At 57.4% G+C, this 2,072-nt stretch carries 1 protein-coding gene; it reads left to right on the forward strand.

What is annotated here, in order from left to right; genetic code table 11:
* Positions 1–182 precede the first annotated feature (182 nt).
* A partial coding sequence (locus HEQ50_RS12475; protein ID WP_168900822.1) for a Tex-like N-terminal domain-containing protein occupies positions 183–2,072 on the forward strand: 1,890 nt, incomplete at its 3' end.

The raw sequence follows: 2,072 nt of genomic DNA on the forward strand, positions 1-2,072 counted from the left end.
TCAAAATGCTTAAGTTACTGAACCGCCGTATACGGAACCGTACGTACGGTGGTGTGAGAGGTCGGTAGCCGAACTAATCGGCTACCTCCTACTCGATTGCGAAGGTCGCGGTTGGCGGTCGGTCCACGCATCAGGCATGGTATAATGTAAGACAGGTATGACGACAGTAACGGAGGGGTTGCATGGCAAGAGAGAATGAAGAACAGTTAAGCACTTTGGCGCAGCCGGTTCATCAGCAGCTGAGTCAGTATCGCGTGCAACAGATTGAAGCCGTCTTAACGCTAATGGATGAGGGCAATACGGTGCCATTCATCGCCCGTTACCGTAAGGAGCGGACCGGCTCGTTGGACGAAGTGGCCATTCGTGAGATTGAAGATGAGGCCACGCGTCTGGCCAAGCTGAACAAGCGGCGGCAAGACGTGCTCAAGACAATTACCGAGCAGCAGGCGTTAACGCCACAACTCAAGCGGAATTTGGTGCAGGCAAGCACCCTACAACAGGTGGAGGACCTTTATCTCCCGTATAAAAAGAAGCGCCAAACCAAGGCGACACTGGCGACGCAACGTGGCTTAAAGCCGCTGGCCCAGTGGCTGTTGACCTTTCCCCAGACGGACTTGGATCGGCGGGCCCGCGACTACATCAAGCCGGAACAGGCATTGCCGGACTTGGCGGCCGTGTGGGCGGGGGTCCATGAGATCCTGGCCGAGACGTTTAGCGAGCAAGCGGCCTTCCGCGAGTGGATTCGGCACTATACCTGGCAGCACGGTGAGTTGACCAGTAAGCGCAAACGCGGGGCCAAGGATCAAGACGACCAGCAGGTGTATGCGACGTACTACGACTTTAGTCAACGGCTGAATCAATTGCCACCGTACCGCGTGTTGGCGATTAACCGGGGGGAACGCGAGAAGATTCTCTCCGTGGGCATTACCATTGATTCGGCATCGATCCGCCAATATGGGCATTTCCGACTGATTGGGCAGCATCACGGCCCGGCCGTGGCGAAGATTGAAGCGGCGTTTGAGGACGCCTACAAGCGATTCCTGGGGCCCACCATTGAACGTGACTTACGCCGTTACCTGACCGAACAGGCGGATGCCCACGCCATCCAGGTCTTCGGCAATAATCTGTACCACCTGTTGATGCAGGCACCGCTGAAGGGAAAGGTTGTTATGGGCTTTGACCCGGCGTATCGGACCGGCTGCAAGCTCGCCATCATGGACGCAAACGGCCGTTTCCTGACGAAGCAGGTGATTTACCCGCACAAGCCGGCCAGTGGCAAGCAACGCGCCGCAGCCGGTCCGGCCTTCAAGCAGTTATTGACCCAGTATCACGTCGAAATGATTGCGATCGGTAACGGGACGGCCAGTCGTGAGTCCGAGGAATTTGTCAGCACCATCCTCAAGACGCTGGATCACCCGGTCTATTACGTGATGGTGAATGAAGCGGGAGCGTCGGTCTATTCGGCCAGCGCCAATGCCCGGGCTGAATTCGCTGATCTTCACGTTGAGGAGCGTTCGGCGATCAGTATTGGCCGGCGGTTACAGGACCCATTGGCCGAATTGGTCAAGATTGATCCCAAGGCCGTGGGCGTGGGTCAGTACCAACACGACGTCCCCGAAAAGGCGTTGGATGAACAACTGGACCGTGTCGTGGAAACGGCGGTCAACCAGGTGGGGGTCAATGTTAACACGGCCAGTCCGGAGCTGTTGACGCACATCTCGGGATTGACGGCGACTACGGCGCAAAACATTGTGACGTACCGCAATACCAACGGGGCGTTTGCCAGTCGCAAGGATCTCCAACAGGTGCCGCGCTTGGGACCTAAGGCGTATCAGCAGTCCGTGGGCTTCCTGCGGATCATTGGCGGTCAGGATGCTTTGGACAACACCGACATTCACCCCGAGAGTTACCCGGTGGCCCGTCACCTATTAAAGGGGCTTGCGGCGGGACCAGATGCTATTGGCACGCCCCAGTTACAACAGGAGCTCGCACAGCTTAATCAAGCGCAGTGGGCTGAAAAGCTAGACGTTGGGTCCGCCACCTTGGCCGACATCGTGGCGGGGTTGGGCAAA

The organism is Lactobacillus sp. HBUAS51381, from assembly GCF_012641095.1.
Classification (GTDB): domain Bacteria; phylum Bacillota; class Bacilli; order Lactobacillales; family Lactobacillaceae; genus Levilactobacillus.